This is a genomic window from Achromobacter spanius (genome assembly GCF_002966795.1).
GTDB lineage: Bacteria > Pseudomonadota > Gammaproteobacteria > Burkholderiales > Burkholderiaceae_B > Achromobacter > Achromobacter spanius_D.
On sequence record NZ_CP023270.1, the window covers coordinates 5948353 to 5967830 of the forward strand.

The 19478-nt window shown below is 66.9% G+C and carries 19 protein-coding genes; 6 read left to right on the forward strand and 13 right to left on the reverse strand.

Annotated features, from left to right (window positions below; translation table 11 throughout):
• Window positions 1–136: 136 nt before the first annotated feature.
• The 7 genes from CLM73_RS26950 to gpmA all read right to left on the reverse strand — a co-directional run bounded on the left by CLM73_RS26950 (window position 137) and on the right by gpmA (window position 8337).
• Complete coding sequence (locus CLM73_RS26950; protein WP_105241043.1) at window positions 137–1549, reverse strand: FAD-binding oxidoreductase; 1413 nt, start codon at window positions 1547–1549, stop codon at window positions 137–139.
• Entirely contained in the window at window positions 1546–2265 is a 720-nt protein-coding gene (locus CLM73_RS26955; protein ID WP_105241044.1) for a FadR/GntR family transcriptional regulator, read from the reverse strand. Before CLM73_RS26955 ends, CLM73_RS26950 begins: the two co-directional genes overlap by 4 nt.
• Window positions 2266–2347: 82 nt before the next feature.
• Complete coding sequence (locus CLM73_RS26960) at window positions 2348–3538, reverse strand: sensor domain-containing diguanylate cyclase (RefSeq protein WP_105241045.1); 1191 nt, start codon at window positions 3536–3538, stop codon at window positions 2348–2350.
• Between the two features lie 104 nt (window positions 3539–3642).
• Window positions 3643–4401: a HesA/MoeB/ThiF family protein gene (locus CLM73_RS26965; protein ID WP_105241046.1), complete on the reverse strand. Its 759-nt coding sequence runs from the start codon at window positions 4399–4401 to the stop codon at window positions 3643–3645.
• On the reverse strand, window positions 4398–5843 hold the full coding sequence (locus CLM73_RS26970; RefSeq protein WP_056559956.1) for a S41 family peptidase: 1446 nt from the start codon (window positions 5841–5843) through the stop codon (window positions 4398–4400). The genes CLM73_RS26965 and CLM73_RS26970 overlap by 4 nt, the downstream gene beginning before the upstream one ends.
• Before the next feature lie 132 nt (window positions 5844–5975).
• Entirely contained in the window at window positions 5976–7577 is a 1602-nt protein-coding gene (locus CLM73_RS26975) for a murein hydrolase activator EnvC family protein (protein WP_105241047.1), read from the reverse strand.
• A gap of 7 nt (window positions 7578–7584) precedes the next feature.
• Window positions 7585–8337 (reverse strand): 2,3-diphosphoglycerate-dependent phosphoglycerate mutase, encoded by a 753-nt coding sequence (gpmA, locus tag CLM73_RS26980; protein WP_105241048.1) that lies wholly within the window; start codon window positions 8335–8337, stop codon window positions 7585–7587.
• A gap of 214 nt (window positions 8338–8551) precedes the next feature.
• On the opposite strand from gpmA, the gene CLM73_RS26985 reads away from it, so the two are divergent.
• The 5 genes from CLM73_RS26985 to CLM73_RS27005 are packed head-to-tail and all read left to right on the forward strand — an operon-like array spanning window position 8552 to window position 11936.
• Window positions 8552–8974 (forward strand): rhodanese-like domain-containing protein, encoded by a 423-nt coding sequence (locus tag CLM73_RS26985; protein WP_199778211.1) that lies wholly within the window; start codon window positions 8552–8554, stop codon window positions 8972–8974.
• A 52-nt stretch (window positions 8975–9026) separates the two neighbouring features.
• Window positions 9027–9284, forward strand: a complete 258-nt coding sequence (gene grxC / locus CLM73_RS26990) for a glutaredoxin 3 (protein WP_056559963.1) — start codon at window positions 9027–9029, stop codon at window positions 9282–9284.
• Window positions 9285–9321: 37 nt separating this feature from the next.
• Complete coding sequence (secB, locus tag CLM73_RS26995) at window positions 9322–9852, forward strand: protein-export chaperone SecB (protein WP_056559965.1); 531 nt, start codon at window positions 9322–9324, stop codon at window positions 9850–9852.
• A 17-nt stretch (window positions 9853–9869) separates the two neighbouring features.
• Window positions 9870–10913 (forward strand): NAD(P)H-dependent glycerol-3-phosphate dehydrogenase, encoded by a 1044-nt coding sequence (locus tag CLM73_RS27000; protein WP_105241049.1) that lies wholly within the window; start codon window positions 9870–9872, stop codon window positions 10911–10913.
• Window positions 10914–10943: 30 nt separating this feature from the next.
• Entirely contained in the window at window positions 10944–11936 is a 993-nt protein-coding gene (locus CLM73_RS27005) for a Bug family tripartite tricarboxylate transporter substrate binding protein (RefSeq protein WP_105241050.1), read from the forward strand.
• A 22-nt stretch (window positions 11937–11958) separates the two neighbouring features.
• Here CLM73_RS27005 and CLM73_RS27010 read toward each other — a convergent pair whose 3' ends face one another.
• A complete protein-coding gene (locus CLM73_RS27010; protein WP_056559971.1) occupies window positions 11959–12429 on the reverse strand; it encodes a tRNA (cytidine(34)-2'-O)-methyltransferase in 471 nt (156 codons plus the stop codon).
• Between the two features lie 101 nt (window positions 12430–12530).
• Entirely contained in the window at window positions 12531–13256 is a 726-nt protein-coding gene (locus tag CLM73_RS27015) for a ComF family protein (protein ID WP_418904927.1), read from the reverse strand.
• Between the two features lie 89 nt (window positions 13257–13345).
• On the opposite strand from CLM73_RS27015, the gene CLM73_RS27020 reads away from it, so the two are divergent.
• Window positions 13346–14281: a methyltransferase domain-containing protein gene (locus tag CLM73_RS27020; protein WP_105241052.1), complete on the forward strand. Its 936-nt coding sequence runs from the start codon at window positions 13346–13348 to the stop codon at window positions 14279–14281.
• A 25-nt stretch (window positions 14282–14306) separates the two neighbouring features.
• Here CLM73_RS27020 and CLM73_RS27025 read toward each other — a convergent pair whose 3' ends face one another.
• The 4 genes from CLM73_RS27025 to CLM73_RS27040 form a co-directional block, all read right to left on the reverse strand.
• A complete protein-coding gene (locus CLM73_RS27025; RefSeq protein WP_105241053.1) occupies window positions 14307–15545 on the reverse strand; it encodes a YbdK family carboxylate-amine ligase in 1239 nt (412 codons plus the stop codon).
• 327 nt (window positions 15546–15872) lie between these two features.
• A complete protein-coding gene (locus CLM73_RS27030; RefSeq protein ID WP_105241054.1) occupies window positions 15873–17342 on the reverse strand; it encodes a TrkH family potassium uptake protein in 1470 nt (489 codons plus the stop codon).
• A gap of 53 nt (window positions 17343–17395) precedes the next feature.
• Window positions 17396–18775: a Trk system potassium transporter TrkA gene (trkA, locus tag CLM73_RS27035; protein WP_105241055.1), complete on the reverse strand. Its 1380-nt coding sequence runs from the start codon at window positions 18773–18775 to the stop codon at window positions 17396–17398.
• Window positions 18772–19467 (reverse strand): response regulator, encoded by a 696-nt coding sequence (locus CLM73_RS27040; protein ID WP_105241056.1) that lies wholly within the window; start codon window positions 19465–19467, stop codon window positions 18772–18774. Before CLM73_RS27040 ends, trkA begins: the two co-directional genes overlap by 4 nt.
• Window positions 19468–19478 lie beyond the last annotated feature (11 nt).

Here is a 19478-nt window from a genome sequence, read left to right on the forward strand (position 1 = left end):
AAGGGGCAGTCCGGAGCGAAGGCTCCGGACCGCAATCGTGGGCGATCGTGCCCACGGTGACCGCGGCGTCGGGCGACCTACGAAGATCTGATGCGGCCTACAAACCCCTCACGCAACGCACGAAAACCGCCAACGACTACAACAACTTCCCAGGATTCATAATCCCCGCAGGATCCATCACCTTCTTGATCTCCCGCATCAACCGTAACTCCACTGCATCCTTGCTATGCAAGAAATGCTCCCGCTTCAACTGCCCGATCCCATGCTCGGCAGAAATACTCCCGCCATAACGATTCACTTCATCCAACACCGCGTCCGTGATCGCCGCCCCATGTTCGGCCACCCAGTTGCGGTCGGCGCCTGCCGGGCGGGACAGGTTGTAGTGCAGGTTACCGTCGCCGAAGTGGCCGAAGATGAAGGGGCGGATGTCGGGGTAAAGAGCGCGTACGCGGGCTTCGGCGGTCTGCATGAAGTCGGGGATGCGTTCGATCGGCAGCGACACGTCGTGCTTCAGGTGCGGGCCGTCGGCGCGTTGGGCTTCGGAGATTTCCTCGCGCAGTTTCCAGAGCGTCTGCAACTGTGCCAGCGAGGCCGAGACGGCGGCGTCCAGGCACAGGCCACGTTCGAGTGCCGTGCCGATGACGTTTTCGAGCAGCGTGTTCAGCGCGGCCTCGTCGGTCGTGTCGGCCAGCTCCACCAGCACATAGGCCGGGTAGCGCTGCTCGAACGGTTCCTGCACGCCCTCGGCGTGCGTGAGCACCAGATCCAGGCAATCGCCGGTGAAAAATTCAAACGCCTGCAGGCGCGCGCCGCATTGTTCGAACAGGATCTCGAAGAGTTGCAGCGCCTGCGCCGGGGATTCGACGGCGGCCAGCACGACCGAGCGCACGTCGGTGCGCGGGTACAGGCGCAGGGCGACGGCGGTGATGATGCCCAGCGTGCCTTCGGAGCCGATGAGCAGTTGCTTGAGGTCGTAGCCGGTGTTGTCTTTGCGCAGGGTGCGCAGGCCGTGGAAGATTTCGCCGGTGGGCAGCACCGCTTCCAGGCCCAGGACCAGTTCCCGCGCCATACCGTAGCGCACCACGTTCACGCCGCCGGCGTTGGTGGCGACGTTGCCGCCGATCTGACTGGAGTCTTCGGCGGCCAGGCTGAGCGGCAGCAGGCGGCCGGCGTCCTGGGCGGCGCGGCGCAGGTTGCCGAGGATGGCGCCGGCCTCGGCAACCATGGTGTTGGCCACGGTGTCGATGGCGCGCACGGCATTCATGCGGTCCAGGCTGATGACGACGTTATTGGCTCCGCCGTCGGGCGTGGCGCCGCCGCACAGGCCGGTGTTGCCGCCGCGCGGCACGACCGGCACGCCGGCTTCCTGGCACAGGGCAAGGCACGTGGCGACCTCGGCCGTCGTGCGCGGGCGGACGACGGCCTGGGCGTGGCCGTTGTACAGGCCGCGCCAGTCGGACAGCCACGGCGCGATGTCCGCCGGGTCGGTGAAGACGGTGTCGGGGCCCAGGGCTTGGACCAGCCGTTGAGAAAAGTCGGATGCGCTCATGAGGTGTGGGATGCGGCGGGAGAGAGAAGATCGAGTTGCAGGCGGCCGGCGGCTTGCTGCAGGTGGCGGATGGCGGCCTGGCGGGCGCGGTCGGGATCGCGCCCGCGGATGGCGTCGAACACGGCGACGTGTTCCTGGTGCACGGCGGCGGTCAGCCCTTCCTGCAGGCGGCTGTTGGATCGGGCGGTGCTGACCGCCAGGCGCAGCTGCAGGTTCAGGTATTGCAGCAGGTCCTGGTAGTAGCTGTTGTGCGTGGCGGTCGCGATGGCGACGTGAAAAGCGATGTCGTGTTCGACGCCGGCCTCGGGGTGGTCGAGATGGGCTTGAAGCGTGGCCAGCGCCGCTTCCATGGCGTCCAGGTCCTCCGGCGTGCTGCGGACAGCCGCCAGCGCGGCCGCGCCGCCTTCGAGTTCCATGCGCAGTTCGTAGACGCTGGCGAGCTTCTTGCGGTCGACCGCGATGCCGGTGGACACCTGAAAGCCTTGCGCCCCGGTGCGCGAGACGACGGTGCTGCCCGAACCCTGCCGGCTCTGGATCAGCCCTTGGGCGCGCAGGCGCTCCGTGGCTTCACGGATGACGGCGGCGCTGACGCCGTACTGCTCGGCCAGCACGCGGCCGGACGGCAGCTTGGCGCCGACGGCATGGACGCCATCCGCGATGTCGCTGGCGAGCTGCCGGGCGACCTGCTCGGTGAGGGTGAGGCTCTTGGTCAACATGGGCGGATTATAGACAGATTTTTCAGGTTATCTGATAACTTTTCGCCAGATTCGGACCCATTCGGACAATCGCGCCGTTCCATCAAGCCGCGACTGACGCGCTCTGCAATCCTTCGCTTTCCGCGACTTGCTCGCCCTGATCCACCACGCAGCAGCGCCCGCCCTGCGCCTTGGCGCGATACAGTGCGGCGTCGGCGGAGTCCAGGGCGCCTTGCGGGGTGCGGTTGGCGCCGGACATGATCGAAATGCCGATGGAAAGGCCCACGCAGACGCGGTTGCCGTCGGTCAGCGTGATGGGCTGGGACACGTCGCGCAGCAGGTGTTCGCCCAGCCGGAGCGCGGCCGTGGCGTCGATGCCGGTGACCAGCACGATGAATTCGTCGCCGCCGATGCGCGCGGCGACGTCGTCGACCCGGAGCATGGCCCGCATGCGGTCCGCGATGGTCTTGAGCACCTGATCGCCGCCGGCATGGCCGTGCGTGTCGTTGATGCGCTTGAAGTCGTCCATGTCCATGTAAAGCAGCGCCGCGGCGCTGTCATGGCCGCGGGCGCTGGAGCACACGCGTTCCAGCGCGGCCTGCAGGCCGGCGCGGTTGGCCAGGCCGGTCAGCGCGTCTTCGCTGGCGCGGCGGTCGCTGTCGCGCTCGGCCAGCATCGTGGACACCAGGATGCGGTTGAGCCGGTGCGAGGCAATGACCATGCTGATCAGATAGAACGGGATCTGGATGAAGACGATCGCCATGACCCATTCGCCGGTAAAGAGCGCGCCCAGGCACATGGGGCCAAGACTCAGGAAGATCATGGCGCCCACCAGCCGGGGCGCGCCGTAGTTCCGGAAGCAGATCCCGCCGGCCATGGCGCCGCAGGACACGCCCGCCAGTGTCGCAGCGAGCCAGTCGCCGTTCAGGAAGGTGATGAAGACGCCATAGCCCACGCTGAACGCCCAGAACAGCGCCAGCAGGATATAGAGGTCGGTGTGGGTGTTGCCGCCCTTTGGGGCCGCGCGCAGCGCGGATCGCAGGATGACGACGCGCACCAGCGCAAGCACGACCTCCAGGATCAGCCACGAGATATATAGCGGTTCGGGCCGTCGCCACGCGACGACGCCCGAGATCATCAGCGTGTTGATGACCCCGCCGGCAAAAATGGGAAGCGTGCCGAACAGACTGGCGATGAGCGCCGCGCGGATATCCGCCGGCGTGTCATGCCCGGAATGCGTCAGCCAACGTGTCAGCCGCCACTTGGGCAGGCTGAACTTCAGTCCTGTTTCCACGCCGTCATGTCCATGCCCCTCTACCCGAAATCAGTAGGCTGGCTGGCGTTATAGCAGGTATTTGAAACCTTTAGTATTGTTCTTGGGTGCAATGCGGGTCGAATTCATGCGTGCCCACGGTGGCCGCAGACCGTGCATTCGGGGTCACGCTGCACGTTGACGCTGCGCCATTGCATGGTGCGAACGTCCAGCCAGAGCAAGCGGCCGGACAGACTTTCGCCCACGCCGGACAGCAATTTCAGGGCTTCGGCGGCCTGCATGCTGCCAATGATGCCGACCACCGGCGCGAAGACGCCCATGGTGGCGCAGTTGGCTTCCTCGACGTCGTCGGCTTCGGGAAACAGGCAGTGGTAGCACGGCGCGTTGTCGTCGCGCAGGTCATAGACGCTGACCTGGCCGTCGAAACGGATGGCCGCGCCCGACACCAGCGGCTTGCGGTGCTGCACGCAGGCGCGGTTGATGGCGTGGCGGGTGGTGAAGTTGTCGGTGCAGTCCAGCACCAGGTCCGCCTGCGCGACGGCATCGGACAAGGCCTGGTCCTTCAGGCGCTCGACCCGGGCGTGCACGCGGGTCTGCGGATTGAAGGCGCCCAGCATGTCGCGGCCGGACTCGGCCTTGGGCCGGCCGACGCTTGCGGTGGTGTGCAGGATCTGGCGCTGCAGGTTGCTGAGTTCGACGACATCGTCGTCGGCCAGCGTGATGTCGCCCACGCCGGCGGTGGCCAGGTAGAGCGCGGCGGGCGAACCCAAACCGCCCGCCCCCACGATGAGCACACGCGCCGCCAGCAGTTTTTCCTGCCCTTCGATCCCGAGTTCGTCCAGCAGGATGTGGCGGGCGTAGCGCAGCAGTTGCTCGTCGTTCATTTGTCCTTGCTGGGCTCGACTCCGGTCGGCGTGATCTTCATGCGCTGGGGCGTTCCGCCGCCGGCCTTGGCGTCAGCCTTGGCCTGGGCGCGGGCCGAGCCCTTTTGCACCGGCTTGCCAGCCAGCAGGTTCAGGGCCTGCTGGAGCTGGAAGTCGTCCTTGCCGCCGAATTCAAACACCTTGGCCGGCAGGTCCACGTTGTCCTGGTCGGCGCTGGACTTGATTTCGTTGGTGGTCTGCTGGTTGGACAGGTGACGTTGCAGGTCGGCTTCGCGCGGCAGGCGGAACAGGTCGCCGTCGGCCGTATCGGCAACGACGTAGTCCGGTTCGATGCCGGTCGCCTGGATGGAACGGCCGCTGGGCGTGAAGTAGCGCGACGTGGTGAGCTTGACCGCGGTGGTTTCGGACAGCGGCAGGATCACCTGCACGGAGCCCTTGCCGAACGTACGGTTGCCCAGCACCTTGGCGCGCTTGTGGTCCTGCAGCGCGCCGGCCACGATCTCGGAGGCCGAGGCCGAACCCACGTTCACCAGCACCACCATCGGCACCGTCTTGGTCCAGGCCGGCAGGCCGGACAGGTAGTTGCTTTCGCCGCGGGCGTATTCCGAAGGCGTCGCCAGGTACTTGTGGCGGGCGTCCGGCGTGCGGCCGTCCGTGGACACCACGAGCGCATCGGGCGGCAGGAACGCGCCGGACACGCCGATGGCGCTGGTCAGCAGGCCACCCGGGTCATTGCGCAGGTCCAGCACCAGGCCCTTGGGCGGTTCCTTCGCGCCCAGCTCCTTGAGCTGGCGGGCGAGGTCGGCGCCGGTCTTTTCCTGGAACTGGGCAACGCGCACGTAGGCGATGCCGTTGTCCAGCATCTTGCTGCGCACGCTGCGCACCTTGATGATGTCGCGCACGATCTTCACGACGATCGGCTGCGGGCGGTCTGCGCGCATGATCGTCAGGGTGATGGGCGACTTGGGCGCGCCACGCATGAGCTTGACCGCGTCGTTCAGGGTCATGCCCTTGGTGGGCGTGTCGTCGATCTTGATGATGAGATCACCCGCCATGACGCCGGCGCGAGCCGCGGGCGTGTCTTCGATGGGCGAGATGACCTTCACGAAGCCGTCTTCCGCGCCGACCTCGATGCCCAGGCCACCGAACTCGCCTTGCGTCGCGGTCTGCATTTCGCGGAACGCGTCGGCATCCAGGTAGGCGGAGTGGGGATCCAGGTTCGACACCATGCCGGAGATGGCATTGTCGATCAGGGTCTTGTCGTCGACGGCCTCGACGTAGTTGTTCTTGATGGCGGCAAAGACATTGCTCAGTTGCCTGAGCTCGTCCAGAGGCAGGGGGCTGCCGCGCTGGGCGACCGCAGTCACGCCGACACTCAGCAACACACCAGCCACCGCACCGATGGCAATCAGACCGAAACCGCGAAACTTACGAGTGCCCATGCACACTTCCCGAATTTTGTTTTCGCCGATGGGTTTGGTAATTTACCAACGGTATTTTTCCAACGACATTCATTTACCGACAGCGTTTACGCCGATTGCATTCCAGCAAATCGGCTGCACCAGCCGACACATCTACTGCGCCAGCCATTGGGCCGGGTCCACTGGAGCGCCACGATGGCGAATTTCAAAGTATAGGCCGGATTCCACTTGGCCGCCGGTTGCGCCCACGGTAGCAATAGTATCCCCGCCGGCCACCGCATCGCCCACCCGTTTGAGCAGACTTTGGTTGTAAGCATAGACGGTGAGGTATTGCTGGCCATGATCCACAATGATCAGGTTGCCGAAGCCGCGCAGCCAATCGGCGTAAACCACAGTACCGGGGGCCACCACCTTGACGGGTGTTCCCTCGGCTGCGCGCAGCACCACGCCGCGCCACACGCCCCCGTCCGGACGATCCACCCCGAACCTGCCCTGAATCTGGCCGCGCACCGGCATGGTCAGGCCATGACGCAGACCGTTGCCGCCGCCCAGGGGCGGCGCCTTGGCGGCCTGCTGGGCCGATGCGCTGCGCGTTGGAGTGGCGGGCTCCTCAACTGGTTCCGCCTTTTTGGGGGGATCCGCGGGTTTTGTGGGCGGCGGGGTATCGGCCGGGCCGCCGATGCGCGTCTGCCGCTGATCGGCGGGACGCAGGCCGGCGGCGTCCGGGTCGGCCACGGCCACCGGGCCGCGGTTCTTTTGGGCTGCCGCTTCGACCTGTTCGCGCGCCTGGGCGGCCTCACGGGCTTCGCTATCGCGGCGCGCGCCGTCCTCGGCGGCCTTGCGGTCTGCCTCGGCCTTGCGGCGGGCGTCCTGCGACCGGCGTTCGGCCTCGGCGCGCTTCTTGGCCTCGTCGGCGGCGCGGCGGGCTTCCTCGGCCGCACGCCGCGCTTCCTCGGCACGGCGGGCTTCTTCGGCGCGTTTGCGCGCCTCTTCGGCCTTGCGGGCTTCCTCGATCTGCTTGGCGATGGCCGCGTCCAGATCGGTGATCAGCCGTGACAGGCGTTGGTCGTCGCGGCCGAGCTTGTTGGCCTCGGCGCGCTGGGCGGCGATCTGGCCTTCAAGCTGGGCGAGCAGGCTGGCGCGCTCTTTCTGCTGGGCGACCAGCGCGGTCTTCTGTTCGGAGGTCTCGGCGACCCCCTTTTCGATTTCGGCGCGGCGTTCGTCGGCCTGCGCCTGCAGGGCGGCCAGCCGGTCGATGTCGGCCCGCAGCGCCTTCACGGCGTCGGCCCGGGCACGGGACACGTAGTCCAGGTAGCCCAGATTGCGGCCCAGCACCTGGGGATCGTCGCCGGAAAGCAGCGCCGTCCAGGGCGACAGGCCGCTGGTGTATTGGGTGCGCAGCTGGTCGGCCAGTTCGGCGCGGCGCTTGGCCAGCACGGCCTCCTGCGCGGTGATCTGCTTTTCCAGCGACGCCAGATCGGCCGTCGCCTTGCGGTTGGCGTCGGCCAGCTCCTTCAGGCGCAGGTTGATGCGGGAGATCGACGATTCCGACTGCTTGAGCGCGTCGGCGGCCTCTTTGCGGGCCGCCTCGCGGTCGTCGATGTCCTTTTGCAGACTCTCGATGCGGTCGCGCAAGGCGGCCTGCTGTTTTTCGGCGTCGGACTGACGCCCGGCGAGGTCACTGGGCGCGGCGCGCGCAGGCAGCGTCCCACTGGCCAACATGACCGCCAACAACAACCCCGCCGTGCGACGCATAGAGATATCAGTCCTTCTTGGCCTTGCCCTGAGCCGCGACCGCAGCCATGGCCGCCTCGATCTCGGCGGCATCGCCCAGATAATAGTGGCGGATCGGACGCAGGTCATCATCCAGTTCGTAGACGAGCGGCTGGCCGGTCGGGATGTTCAGGTTGACGATGTCGTCGTCCGACACGTTGTCCAGATGCTTGATCAGGGCGCGCAGGCTGTTGCCGTGGGCGGCGATCAGCACCTGGCGGCCGGAACGGATGGCCGGGGCAATGGAGTCGTTCCAGAACGGCAGCACGCGGGCCACGGTGTCCTTCAGGCACTCGGTGGCGGGCAGCTGGTCGGCCGGGATCTTGGCGTAGCGGCTGTCAAAGCGCGGGTGGCGCTCGTCGTCCAGGTCCAGCGGTTCCGGGGCGATGGCGTAGGCGCGGCGCCAGATCAGGACCTGCTCGTCGCCGTACTTGGCGGCCGTTTCGGACTTGTTCAGGCCTTGCAGGGCGCCGTAGTGGCGCTCGTTCAGGCGCCAGTTCACGCCGACCGGGGTATACATGGCGTCCATGGCGTCCAGGGCGATCCACAGGGTGCGGATGGCGCGCTTGAGCACCGACGTGTAAGCCAGGTCGAAGGCAAAGCCTTCTTTCTTGAGCAATTCGCCCGCCTTGCGGGCCTGTTCGCGGCCGGTGTCGGTCAGGTCGACGTCGGTCCAGCCGGTGAAACGGTTTTCAAGATTCCACTGGCTTTCACCGTGGCGCATCAGTACGAGTTTGTGCATGGTTTGGGGCGCCCGCCGGGCGGGTTAAAGTTGGAGGATGGTTAAGGAATGCGCTCATTTTATAATTGAGTGATTTTGCCCGTGATTTTGCCCCGGCGCACCGCGTCCATGTCCTGGACGCGTCGCATCAGGGTTCGCCCCTACCAGGCTGGCCGGAAGACTTGCCAACCCGCAAGCCGACGTAGCGCCCGCCGACGTACTACAGGAAGCCTTCGTGGACCTTTTGCAATTCTTGCTCGATAAAAACAACATTTTCATCGTCGCCGTCGCCGTCGTATCTGGCGTGATGCTGATCATCCCCGCTCTGCGCAAGGGCCGGACCGGGTCCGCCATCAGCACGACTGAAGCCATCCAGATGGTCAACCAGCGCAATGCCGTGTGGGTCGACGTGCGCCCCGTCGAGCAATTCCAGGCCGGCCACATCGCTCAGGCACGAAACGTGCCGGCAGCCGACATCGAGCAGAAGGCCAGCTCGCTGCCCAAGAACAAGCCGCTCGTGGTGGTTTGCGACAACGGCCGCGAGTCGGCCCGCGCCGCCGCCAAGCTGCGCGCCCAGGGATTCACCGACGTCGTGCCGCTGGAAGGCGGCATGCGTGCCTGGTCGGCCGCCAGCCTGCCGGTAACCCAGAAGGGTTGAAGCAGGGGGACTTGCCCCCATCTACCTATTCTTGTAACCACAGGAGCGCCCTATGAACAAAGTCGTCATGTACAGCAAGGACTATTGCCCCTATTGCTCCCGCGCCAAGGCGCTGCTCGAGCAGCGTGGCGTGGCCGACCTGGAAATCATCCAGATCGACCGCGAACCGTCCCAGCGCGATGTCATGATCGAACGCACCGGCCGGCGCACCGTCCCGCAGATCTTCATCGGCGATACCCATGTCGGCGGTTGCGACGACCTGATGGCCCTGGACCGCTCGGGTGGACTCACCCCCTTGCTGAACGGCTAATCGCCCCTTTTTGCCTCTCCCACCAACGGAAACACTCATGGCTGATCAAGACCAAAACACCCAGCAAGAAGGCGGCAACGACGCGCCCTCGTTCAATCTGCAGCGCGTCTACCTGAAAGACCTTTCGCTGGAAATGCCGAACGCGCCTCACGTGTTCCTGGAGCAGGAAGCGCCCCAGGTCGAAGTGAGCATCACCGTGGGCGGCCAGCGCCTGGCCGAAACCGTGTTCGAAACCACGGTCACCGTCACCGTCACCACGCGCATCAACGACAAGGTCGTGTACCTGGTTGAAGGCACGCAAGCCGGCATCTTCGAAGCGGCCAACATCCCCGAAGAGCAACTTGATCCGCTGCTGGGCATTGTCTGCCCCACGATGCTGTACCCGTACCTGCGCGCCAACGTCGCCGACGCGATCACCCGCACCTCGATGCCGCCGCTGCACCTGACCGAAGTCAACTTCCAGGCCCTGTACGAGCAGCGCATCGCCGAACTGCAACAGCAGCAGGCCGCCGGCGCCAACGGCGCCGAATCGGGCATCATCCTGCCCCCCGGCGCCACCCGCCAGTAAGCACCCCGCGGCGCCCCATGAACCAACCCGCCGAGCCGCGCCTGCGCGTCGCCGTCCTGGGAGCGGGCAGTTGGGGCACCGCCCTGGCGGCGGCCGCCAGCCGCCGCCACCCCACCCAGCTCTGGGCGCGCGAAGCCGCGCAAGCGGCCGCCATGGCCGCCACCCACGAAAATGCCCGCTATCTGCCGGGCATTTCTCTGCCCAAGACGCTGCAATATTCCGCTGACCTGGACGCCACGCTGCGCACCTTGCAGGACGACGCCGCGCGCCGCCTGATCGTGCTGGGCGTGCCCGTCGCGGGTCTCACGTCCATCTGCGAGGCGCTGTCGCAACGGCTGCCCGCACTGGGTCTGCAAGACACGCCCATCGTCTGGACGTGCAAGGGTTTTGAGGCCGACACGGCCAGACTGCCCCACGAAATCATGCGCGAGGCTCTGCCCGGCGCGACCGGCGGCGCCTTGTCGGGCCCCTCGTTCGCGCGCGAAGTCGCGCAAGGCTTGCCCGTCGCCTTGACGGTCGCCAGCACCAGCCCCGCCCTGCGCGAAGCCACCACCGCCGCCTTCCATGGCGCGGCGCTGCGCGTTTACGCCAGCACCGATCTGGTCGGCGTCGAGGTCGGCGGCGCATTGAAGAACGTCATTGCGGTGGCATGCGGCATCGGCGACGGCCTTGCGCTGGGCACCAATGCCCGCGCGGCCCTGATTACCCGCGGCCTGGCCGAGATGACCCGTTTTGGCGTCGCGCTGGGCGCGCAGGCCGAGACCTTCGCCGGGCTGACCGGCCTGGGCGATCTGGTGCTGACGGCCACCGGCGAGCTGTCGCGCAACCGGCGCGTGGGCCTGGAGATCGGCGCGGGCCGCAAGCTGGCCGACATCCTGGCCAGCGGCATCACGGCCGAAGGCGTGCGCTGCGCCCGTGCGGCGCTGGACCGCGCCCGCGCCATCAATGTCGAATTGCCGATCACCGAAGCCGTGTGCGCCGTGCTGTTCGAAGGCGTCGCACCCATGACCGCCGTCTCGGCCCTGCTGGCGCGGGATGCGCGCTCTGAAGGGCTGGGCTGACACGACAACTACCCCGAGGAGACATCCTTCATGACGCAAACCCGCAAGTTCCGGGTCGGCCCGCTGCTGCGTGGCCTTTGCCTGAGCCTGGCCGCCATCCTGCCCGCTGCCGCCCACGCCGACTGGCCCGAGCGCCCGATCCACATGGTCGTGCCCTTCCCGCCCGGCTCGTCGCCCGACATCCTGGCGCGCACGGTTTCCGAGCCGCTGTCCCAGGCCCTGGGCCAGCCCATCGTGATCGACAACAAGCCGGGCGCCGGCGGCAACATCGGCACGCGCATGGTGTCGCAGGCCAAGCCCGACGGCTACACGCTGCTCTACACGATCAACGGCCCGCTGGTCACAGCGCCCACGCTCTATAAGAAGACGCTGGGCTACGACCCGCTGACCGACCTGGAGCCGGTATCGCTGGTCGGCACCAGCCCCAACGTGCTGGTCGTGCCGGGAAGTCTCAAGGTCGACAACGTCCAGGACTTCGTCAAGCTGGTCAAGGGCCGCGGCAACTCGCTGAATTACGGATCGGTCGGCCCGGGCAGCTCGGCCCACCTGGCCATGGAGATGTTCAAGGAACGCGCGGGCGTGGACCTGGCCCACATCCCGTACTCCGGCTTTCCGCAGGTCATCACCGCCATCATCGGCGGCGACGTGCAGGCCGGCTTCATGGTGCCGGCGATCGCCGTGCCGCAGGCGCGAGATGGCAAGGTCAAGCTGCTGGCCGTAACCAGCCTGCAGCCCAGCGACGCGCTGCCCGGCGTGCCCACCATGGCCTCGCAGGGCTATCCGGACTTCGAAGCCATCTCGTGGAACGCGATCCTGGCGCCGGCCGGCACGCCCACGCCGATCGTCGAACGGCTCAACAGCGAACTGGCGCGCATCATCAACAGCGAGGCCGTGCGCAAGCAGCTGGCGCTGCAATACTTCACGCCGGCCCCGTCCACGCCGGAAGCCCTGACCAACCGCATCAAGAACGAGAAGGCGCGCTGGGACCAGGTGATCGACAAGCTGAAGCTGTCGCTGGACTGATCTTCAGACCGAGGGGCGGCGCCTACGCGCCCCCTTCGTAACCCTGCTGGCGCCAGGCCTCGAACACCGTGACCGCCACGGCGTTCGACAGATTCAGACTGCGCTGGCCGGTGCGCATCGGCAGCCGCAGCCGCTGCTGGGGCGGAAACATCGCCTGATGCTCGTCCGACAGGCCGGCGCTTTCGCGGCCAAACACGAACACATCGCCCGGCTTGAAACTGACATCGGCCACGCTGCGCTGCGCGTGCGTGGTCAGCGCATAGATGCTGGAGGCGACCGCGCCCGTGTCGTCCAGCGCCTCTTGCAGCGTGTCGTGCACGCGCACGGGCTGCCACTCGTGATAGTCCAGCCCCGCGCGCCGCATGCGGGCGTCATCCAGCTCGAAACCCAGGGGACGCACCAAATGCAGTTGCGCGCCGGTATTGGCGCACAGCCGGATGGCGTTGCCGGTGTTGGGAGGGATCTCCGGGCAGACGAGAATGACGTGGAACATGGCGCGCGCAAAGGGGGAAAGGTCCGCGGCCTGGAAGCGGCCGCGCGAGCGTGATTGTCGCCGATTTGGCGGCGGGGTCTGGAACGGCGATGCACACAAGCTCATGGCGTGCGCGCCGCCACCAGCACCGTCACGCTGGCCGCGCCCGCCGCCATCAAAGCCGCCGCGGCGGCGCCGACGGTGCTGCCGGTGGTCATGACGTCGTCCACCACCGCCACATGCCGCCCGCGAACCGGGCCTATGCACACAAACAGGCCCGCCGCCCCCCGCTGCCGCGCACGCCGGCCGAGCGTGGACTGCCGGGGCGCTTCTCGCCGCCGTGCGAGCAGGAGACGCGGCGCCGGCAGCGCCAGTTCGGCGGCCAGGCTGCGCGCGATCTCGGCCGCCGGGTTCATGCCCCGCTGACGCAGCGAGGCGCGGCTGGCAGGGATAGGGACCAGGACCACGTCGGGCGGCAGGACGGAATCCGCCCCGCCCGTGGCCTCCCGCAGCGCCTGCGCCATCATTCGCGCCAGCACCGGCGCCATGCTGAGCCGCAACTGCGTCTTGAGCATCAGGACCAGCGCGTCGCCAGGCGGCGCGTAATCAAACGCCGCGACAGTGCGGCTGAAGGACTGCGGATCCGCCAGGCAAGCCGCGCAATGCTGTCCGCCGGCTTGAAGGCGCAACGCGCAGCGCGGACACCTTGCGAAAGCCCCCTCCGGCCCGGCCAGGATGTCGGCCTGACACCCCGCGCACAGCCGCGCGCCCGCGACCCGCGCGCCGCACAACGGACAATCGCAACCCAGGCCCGACAGCAGCCGTCGCCCCATGTCGCGTAGGGACAATCGGAACCTGCCGCCGGGATGGGCAATAATGTGAGCCATCCCTGATCAAACCATGCTCCGCCCCGGGTGATCCCGCGAGCGCGACCGAAATGTCCCTGCCAGAAACCGCAACGCCCCCCTCCCTGCCCCTCGTCAGCGCCGACGTGCCGCGCCAGTTCGCCCGCCGAGGCGACCTGGCCGACGCCCAGTTCCTCTATGGGGAAGTCGCGCGGCGCATGCTTGGCCGCCTGCAATACATCCGCGTGCAACCGCAAGCCATGCTGGACGCCGGTTGCGGCGCGGGCGAGAACCTGCCGCTGCTGCGCGAACGGTATCCCGAGGCGGCCTACACCGGCCTGGACAACTGCGAGCCGCTGCTCGGCGAGGCGCGCAAGCGCCACGCGCCGGGCGGGCTGTCGGCCTGGATCGGCAAGCTGGCGCGCCGCGGCCCGGCCGCCCCCGCGTTTGTGAACGCGGATCTGGCCAACACGGGCCTGCCGCCCGAATCGCTGGAACTCGTGTGGTCGAACATGGCCATGCACTGGCACCGCGAACCGCACGCCGTGCTGGCCGAATGGCGCCGCATCCTGAAAGTGGGCGGCCTGGCGATGTTTTCCTGTCTGGGGCCGGCCACGCTGCGCGAACTGCGGCAGGCGCTGGTAGACGCCGGCCTGCGCACGGCCACGCCGTCCTTCGTGGACATGCACGACTTCGGCGACCTGCTGGTGGAAAACGGCTTTGCGGATCCGGTCATGGACCAGGAGATCCTGACGCTGACCTACCGCAGCCCGGAAAAGCTGTTGCAGGACGTGCGCGCGCTGGGCGGCAACCCGGCCGAAGGACGCCGTGGCGGGCTGGTGGGCCGCGATTGGCGCGACCGCCTGTGCGCGGCGCTGGAAGCGCAACGCAACGCGGACGGCCTGATTGTCTTGAGTATCGAAGTGGCCTACGGCCACGCCTGGCGCGCCGCCGCGCATCGGACCGTGGCGGGCGAAACCCGTCTGTCCATCAGCGCGATCGGCGGCCGGCAGCGCGGAACCCCCTGATCGGGAAGTCCCGCAGCCGCCCGGCTTAGTGCAGGCGTTCCGGAACGGTGACGCCCGGCTCGGACGCCGACAGACCCTGCATGGGTTCGGATGTTGCCCGGATGCGGCGGCGAAGCACCGCGGTCGGCTCTGCCGGCGGCGCAACGGGCGCCGCCGTGCCGCGCCAGGCGTTCGACATGGCCTCCACCACCAGCGGCAGATCGCGCAGGCGATGGTACTGGCTGCGCAGCCAGCGGGCGTCGTTGCCGGCGCGCATGGCGTCGTCGCGCAGGGCGGCGATCATGTCGCCCGTGCCCAGTTCCTCGGCCACCGGCATCAGACGCTGGAACAGCGCGCGCATGTGGTCGATCAGGCGCACGCGCTGCCCGTCGGGCGTGACGTAGCTGCCCTGCAGGCCAAAACGGCAGGCCTGGAAGTGATTGCTGCGATAGGACAGCCAGGCGTTGTCGCTGGGGTCTTCCTCGCGCATCAGCAACACGGCCAGCGCCTGGGCAAACGCGGCCACCTGGCACGCGCGCTCCACCGTCAGCGGCGTGTCGCACACGCGGATCTCTACCGTGCCGAATTCGGGCTTGGGACGGATATCCCAGTACAGGTCCTTGATGCTTTCGGCCAGGCCGAAGGCGCGCAGCTGGGACAGGTGGGCCTCGAACTGGTACCAGTCCTTGACCTCGGCCGGCATGTGACCCGCCAGCGGGAAGCTGTTGACGGCGTTCAGGCGCGAGCACGAGAACAAGGTGTCCACCCCCTCGCAGTAGGGCGAGGAAGCCGTCAGCGCGATGAAATGCGGCACGTAGGGCGACAGACGCCGCAAGAGCTTGATGGAGTCGTCGCCGCTTTTCACGCCCAGATGGATGTGTTGGCCGAACACCGTAAATTGACGCGCCAGGTAACCGTACATTTCGGCCAGGTACTGGAAGCGTGGGGTATCCGAGATGGAGCGTTCCTGCCAGCGCATGAAGGGATGGGCGCCGCCGCCCGCCACCGACACGCCGACCGCATCGGCCGCTTCGACCAGGGCGTCGCGCATCTCGCGCATTTCGGCCAAGAGGCCCATGGGGTGATCGTGCACCGAGGAATTCAGTTCGATCATTGACCGCGTGATTTCGGGTTTGACGCGGTCGGCAATAGGATGATTGGCCATCTGGGCCAACAGTTCGTCAGAGGCTGCAGCAAGGTCAAAACTGCGGGGGTCGATCAGTTGCAACTCAAGTTCGATGCCCAGGGTGTTGGGGGCCGACGAAATGAACGGGATTTGTTCCATCTCGGACTCCTTTGAATGTTTGATGAGGGTACGCGCCGTTCGACCTTGAAGCCCGGCAACTTCCCGGGGGGCACTAGACGGCGGCTTGTGAACGCATGATAGCCGCAGGTTTGTGGCAAAACGATTGAAAATCGTGACATTTGTGTGCAACATCGCGAATCATCCGGTTTTGCCCTCTGAGAGAAAGTGAGCAAGCGCTCACAACACAGGATTGACGCGGGTCGCGGGCGCACGTGCGGCTGAAAGCCAGCGCTGGCGGGGATTTCGAAGGGGGATGGGATAACCCGAATTAGGGTTATCCCTTATGAAAAGACGCCTTTTCGGCGCCTATTTGCGCCAGAAGATCGGCGTGAAGAGCACCAGCACCGTCAGCAGCTCCAGGCGGCCGATCAGCATGGCAAACGTGCAGACCCAGATCTGGAAGTCCGACAGCACCGCAAAGGTGCCCATGGGACCCACCGGCCCCAGACCGGGCCCCGTGTTGTTCACGCTGGCGAACACGGCCGAGAACGCGGTAATGGGGTCCAGGCCCGACAGCAGCAGCAGGCTGGTGAACACCGCGATGGACATGCCGTAGAACAGCATGAAGGCCAGCACGGAAGACATCGTGCGCGTCTCCACCGCCCTGCCATTGATCCGGACCGGGCTGACGGCATGCGGGTGCAACATGGTGACCAGCTCGTTGCGGGCCTGCTTGATCAGCAGGATGGCGCGGATCATCTTGATCCCGCCCCCCGTCGACCCGGCCGACGTCGCAAAGCCCGACAGCAGCAGCATCGTCAGCGGCGCAAACAGCGGCCACTGCGCGAAGTCGGTATTGGCATAGCCGGTGGTGGTGGCCATGGATATGGTGTTGAACATCCCGTAGCGCAGCGCTTCCAGCGGATCGGTATAGACGTCCTTGATGAACAGGTACACCGAGATGACCAGCCCGACCCCCAGCACGACGACCAGGTACGGAATGGCCTCCGGACAGCGCCAGTAGGCGCGCGGGCTGCGCTGGCGGAAGGCATTGAAGTGCGTGGCGAAGTTGATCCCGGCGATCAGCATGAACACCATCGCCACCATTTCGACCGCGACGGAATCAAAGTGCGCGAAGCCGTCGTCCCAGGTGGAAAAGCCGCCCAGCCCCATCGTGGTGGCCATGTGGCACCAGGCCTCGAACCAGGACAGCCCCGCCAGCCGGTACGCCAGGAAACAGAGGATGGAGAACACGAAATAGACCGCGTACAGGGCCTTGGCCGTGCTGGCGATGCGGGGCGTCAGCCGCTCGTCTTTCATGGGCCCCGGAGTCTCGGCCCGAACCACCTGGTGTCCGCCGACGCCCAGCAGCGGAAGAATCGCGACGGCCAGCACCAGGATGCCCATGCCGCCGATCCAGATCAGCGTAGCGCGCCACAGATTGATCGACGGCGGCAAGGTGTCCAGGTTGGTCAGGACCGTGGCGCCGGTGGTGGTCAGCCCGGACATCGCCTCGAAATAGGCCCCCGTGAATGACAACGGCAGCCCGGCGCCATGGAAGTACAGCAACAGCGGAATGGCCGCCAGCAGCGGCAGGCCGGCCCACACCGCCGACACCAGCACGAAGCCGTCGCGCGCACGCAGTTCGCTGCGGTTGCGCCGGGTCAGCGCGGCCAGGCCGCCGCCGATCCCGACCGAAATCAGGAATCCATCGCGGAAGGCGTCGCGCGCCGCGTCGCCGCCCACATAGGCGATGAACAGCGGGATCAGCATGGTGAGGGCGAACATCACCATGGTGAGGCCCAAGATGTACAGGGTGGCCAGGACGCGCTTCATGGGGGTCTATCCGGCCGCGCACGGCCCACGCAAGGGGCGGAGAGCGCGGCGCATCAGAAAAAGGACGCCGAAACCTGAAACAGCTTTTCCACGCGCGGCATCTGCTGGCGCGAGGGCACGAAGACGATGACGTGGTCGTCGGTTTCGATCACGGTGTCGGCGTCCGGCAGGATGATTTCCTCGCCGCGCACCAGCGCGCCGATGCTGGCGCCCTTGGGCAGGCTGATCTTGCCCACCGCGCGGCCCACCACCTTGGACGTGGAACGGTCGCCGTGGGCGATGGCTTCAAGCGCCTCGGCAACGCCCTGGCGCAGCCGGTGCACGGCCACCACGTCGCCCCGGCGCACGTGGCGCAGCAGTTCGCTCATGGTGGCCTGAGACGGCGACACGGCGATGTCGATGTGGCTGCCCTGCATGAGCTCGCCATACGCATGGCGGTTGATCAGCGCGATCACCTTGCGCGCGCCCAGCCGCTTGGCCAGCAGCGAGGACATGATGTTGTCCTCGTCGTCGCTGGTCAGGGCCAACCAGGTGTCCATGTCCTCGATGTTTTCGCGCTCGAGCAGCGCCTCGTCGGTGCCGCTGCCGTGCAGGATCAGCACGCTGTCCGGAAGCTGCGTCGCCAGGTATTCGCAGCGCTTCAGGTCGTGCTCGATGATGCGGACGCTGTACTTTTCCTCGGCAAGCTGGCGCGCGAGCCGCAGGCCGATGTTGCCCCCGCCCGCGATCATGACGCGGCGCACCGCGCGCTCGGCGTCGCGCAGCTTGCGCACGGCGCGCCGCGCGTGGTCGGAATCGACGACCAGCACGACTTCGTCGCCCGGGGCGATGACGGTGCCGCTGCCCGCCCGCAGAGGACGGCCGTCGCGCAGCACGTCGATGACGCGCGCCTTGACGTCCGGCCAGACGTCTCGCAGCTTGTCGACGGAAGAATGCGCCATCGGGCTGCCATGTCCCACCCGGACGGTCACGACGCTGACGCGGCCTTCGGCGAATTCCACGACCTGCAGGGCCTCGGGGAACTCGATGAGGCTTTGCAGGTAGGTGGTGACGCTGCGTTCGGGGCTGATGAGCGCGTCGATGCAGAAGCCTTCTTCGCTCATGAGTTCCGGATGCTCGGGAAATTCAGCGGAGCGGATCCGGGCGATGCGGCGGGGGATGTTGAACAGCTGGCGCGCGACCTTGCACGCAACCATGTTGGCGGTGTCGGACACCGCACAGGCGATGAACAGATCGGTGTCGGCGGCGCCGGCGTTTTCCAGAACGGAAACCTGCGAGCCGTCACCCAGGACGACACGCAGGTCAAAGTGCTCTTGCAGGTACTGCAGTTGGGCGGGGTCGGAATCGATGACCGTGATGTCGTTTTGCTCGGACACCAGGTTTTCCGCCACGCTGGTGCCTACGCGACCAGCGCCCATGATCAGGATCTTCATGTGCTGCGCTTGCGCGCGGACTCGATGCCCAATTGCTTGAGCTTGCGGTAGAGGTGGGTGCGCTCCAGCCCGGTCCGTTCGGACACGCGCGTCATGCTGTGGCTTTCCCTGACCAGGTGGTACTCAAAGTAGATGCGCTCGAACTCGTCGCGCGCCTCGCGCAGCGGCTGGTCCAGCGAGATGCTGCCAAGCTGGCCGTTGGACGTGGCCGGCGCATCGTTGGCGGACACGGCGGCCAGCGCGGCGGGCGGATCCAGTTCGTCTTCCAGCGCCACGACCGGGCTGGCGACAGCCGGATTGGCGGCGGCGGGCGCCGCATGCGGCACGCGGCCGCGCGCCAGGCCCGCGGCAACGGTCTTGAGCAGACGCTGCAGCGTGATGGGCTTTTCGAGGAAATCCATGGCGCCGATGCGTGTGGCTTCGACCGCCGTGTCGATGGTGGCATGGCCGCTCATCATGATGACCGGCATGTCCAGCAAGCCCTGCGAGCCCCACTCTTTGAGCAGGCTGACACCGTCGGTGTCGGGCATCCATATATCCAGCAACACCAGATCGGGACGCATGCGAAGACGAGCAGCGCGCGCTTGCGCCGCGTTTTCGGCCAGCTCGACCGTGTGTCCCTCGTCGTAAAGGATTTCCGACAAGAGCTCGCGTATACCGACTTCGTCGTCAACCACCAGAATTCTGGCCATAAAGCATCCAC

Bases quoted from the DNA above. Each gene is read 5' to 3' on its own strand.
- CLM73_RS26950 (WP_105241043.1), bottom strand. From the start codon at position 1,549: ATGAGCGCATCCGACTTTTCTCAACGGCTGGTCCAAGCCCTGGGCCCC.
- CLM73_RS27040 (WP_105241056.1), bottom strand. From the start codon at position 19,467: ATGGCCAGAATTCTGGTGGTTGACGACGAAGTCGGTATACGCGAGCTC.
- CLM73_RS26970 (WP_056559956.1), bottom strand. From the start codon at position 5,843: ATGGGCACTCGTAAGTTTCGCGGTTTCGGTCTGATTGCCATCGGTGCG.
- CLM73_RS27030 (WP_105241054.1), bottom strand. From the start codon at position 17,342: ATGAAGCGCGTCCTGGCCACCCTGTACATCTTGGGCCTCACCATGGTG.
- CLM73_RS26975 (WP_105241047.1), bottom strand. From the start codon at position 7,577: ATGCGTCGCACGGCGGGGTTGTTGTTGGCGGTCATGTTGGCCAGTGGG.
- grxC (WP_056559963.1), top strand. From the start codon at position 9,027: ATGAACAAAGTCGTCATGTACAGCAAGGACTATTGCCCCTATTGCTCC.
- CLM73_RS27000 (WP_105241049.1), top strand. From the start codon at position 9,870: ATGAACCAACCCGCCGAGCCGCGCCTGCGCGTCGCCGTCCTGGGAGCG.
- CLM73_RS26955 (WP_105241044.1), bottom strand. From the start codon at position 2,265: ATGTTGACCAAGAGCCTCACCCTCACCGAGCAGGTCGCCCGGCAGCTC.
- secB (WP_056559965.1), top strand. From the start codon at position 9,322: ATGGCTGATCAAGACCAAAACACCCAGCAAGAAGGCGGCAACGACGCG.
- CLM73_RS27005 (WP_105241050.1), top strand. From the start codon at position 10,944: ATGACGCAAACCCGCAAGTTCCGGGTCGGCCCGCTGCTGCGTGGCCTT.
- CLM73_RS26965 (WP_105241046.1), bottom strand. From the start codon at position 4,401: ATGAACGACGAGCAACTGCTGCGCTACGCCCGCCACATCCTGCTGGAC.
- trkA (WP_105241055.1), bottom strand. From the start codon at position 18,775: ATGAAGATCCTGATCATGGGCGCTGGTCGCGTAGGCACCAGCGTGGCG.
- CLM73_RS27020 (WP_105241052.1), top strand. From the start codon at position 13,346: ATGTCCCTGCCAGAAACCGCAACGCCCCCCTCCCTGCCCCTCGTCAGC.
- CLM73_RS27025 (WP_105241053.1), bottom strand. From the start codon at position 15,545: ATGGAACAAATCCCGTTCATTTCGTCGGCCCCCAACACCCTGGGCATC.
- gpmA (WP_105241048.1), bottom strand. From the start codon at position 8,337: ATGCACAAACTCGTACTGATGCGCCACGGTGAAAGCCAGTGGAATCTT.
- CLM73_RS27010 (WP_056559971.1), bottom strand. From the start codon at position 12,429: ATGTTCCACGTCATTCTCGTCTGCCCGGAGATCCCTCCCAACACCGGC.